This is a genomic window from Sporosarcina sp. NPDC096371 (genome assembly GCF_044762865.1).
Taxonomy (GTDB): domain Bacteria; phylum Bacillota; class Bacilli; order Bacillales_A; family Planococcaceae; genus Sporosarcina.
Genome location: NZ_JBIWFE010000021.1, coordinates 1 through 1,280, shown reverse-complemented (window position 1 = coordinate 1,280; position 1,280 = coordinate 1). Strand labels below are relative to the sequence as shown.

Annotated in this window: 9 tRNA genes and 1 rRNA gene; all 10 read left to right on the top strand. The window is 47.7% G+C overall.

The annotated features are described in order from the left end of the window. Positions 1-103 (top strand): 5S ribosomal RNA (gene rrf / locus ACIQ0H_RS21485); the annotation flags it as partial. A gap of 110 nt (positions 104-213) precedes the next feature. Next, a tRNA-Val gene (locus ACIQ0H_RS21480) sits at positions 214-289 on the top strand. A gap of 26 nt (positions 290-315) precedes the next feature. Then, positions 316-391, top strand: a tRNA-Thr gene (locus tag ACIQ0H_RS21475). Positions 392-397: 6 nt separating this feature from the next. Further along, positions 398-473 (top strand) — tRNA-Lys (locus ACIQ0H_RS21470). A 35-nt stretch (positions 474-508) separates the two neighbouring features. Further along, positions 509-590, top strand: a tRNA-Leu gene (locus ACIQ0H_RS21465). Between the two features lie 8 nt (positions 591-598). Next, positions 599-673: transfer RNA gene (locus tag ACIQ0H_RS21460), tRNA-Gly, on the top strand. A gap of 5 nt (positions 674-678) precedes the next feature. After that, a tRNA-Leu gene (locus tag ACIQ0H_RS21455) sits at positions 679-767 on the top strand. Between the two features lie 26 nt (positions 768-793). After that, positions 794-870 (top strand) — tRNA-Arg (locus ACIQ0H_RS21450). 47 nt (positions 871-917) lie between these two features. After that, positions 918-994, top strand: a tRNA-Pro gene (locus tag ACIQ0H_RS21445). Between the two features lie 47 nt (positions 995-1,041). Beyond that, positions 1,042-1,114 (top strand) — tRNA-Ala (locus tag ACIQ0H_RS21440). The last annotated feature ends 166 nt before the right edge of the window (positions 1,115-1,280 follow it).

Sequence of the window (1,280 nt, the reverse complement as noted above, 5' to 3'; positions counted from 1 at the left end):
GCGAAGAGGTCACACCCGTTCCCATCCCGAACACGGAAGTTAAGCTCTTCAGCGCCGATGGTAGTTGGGGGTTTCCCCCTGCAAGAGTAGGACGTTGCCGGGCCTGTACATTTCATTACATACAGCATTCGAAACGATTGAAGTACTGTTTATTGAAACTTCTATTAGAAAAAAAATAAGCAGGACAAGCAAGCGATTGAATGATTATACCCAGGAGGATTAGCTCAGCTGGGAGAGCACCTGCCTTACAAGCAGGGGGTCGGCGGTTCGAGCCCGTCATCCTCCACCATAATTATCCAGTAAATAGATTTATTTGCCGGTGTAGCTCAACTGGTAGAGCAACTGACTTGTAATCAGTAGGTTGAGGGTTCAAGTCCTTTCGCCGGCACCACTTTTAGAGCCATTAGCTCAGTTGGTAGAGCATCTGACTTTTAATCAGAGGGTCGCAGGTTCGAATCCTGCATGGCTCACCATTTTTATGACTTTAAGTTATAATATATATTATATTGCGGGTATGGCGGAACTGGCAGACGCGCTAGACTTAGGATCTAGTGCCTTCGGGCGTGGGGGTTCGACTCCCTTTACCCGCACTTATAATGCGGAAGTAGTTCAGTGGTAGAATACGACCTTGCCAAGGTCGGGGTCGCGGGTTCGAATCCCGTCTTCCGCTCCATTTTTGCCGGGGTGGCGGAACTGGCAGACGCACAGGACTTAAAATCCTGCGGTAGGTGACTACCGTACCGGTTCGATTCCGGTTCTCGGCACCATTATCGTAAATCAGATTTACTTATATGCGCTCGTAGCTCAATTGGATAGAGCACCTGACTACGGATCAGGAGGTTGTGGATTCGACTTCTGCCGGGCGCACCATTTCTTTAAAATAGCACGAATTGTTGTGAAAACAACTAACAATATTCCGGGAAGTAGCTCAGCTTGGTAGAGCACTTGGTTTGGGACCAAGGGGTCGCAGGTTCGAATCCTGTCTTCCCGACCATTAAGATTTTTGAGCGAGTTTGTCGTTTGAATAATCTATAACTTCATGGGGCCTTAGCTCAGCTGGGAGAGCGCCTGCCTTGCACGCAGGAGGTCAGCGGTTCGATCCCGCTAGGCTCCACTTTTGAACCTTGAAAACTGAACAGCAAAACGTCAACGAAATATAGCGAGAGTGCCAAGTGCACTTGAGCGAAAACGTTTCTAAGTAAAACGATTTCCGTCGGATGAACAGAAACACACATGACATTATTAATTTAATGCCAGCAAGAAATGAGCTATTCATTTTC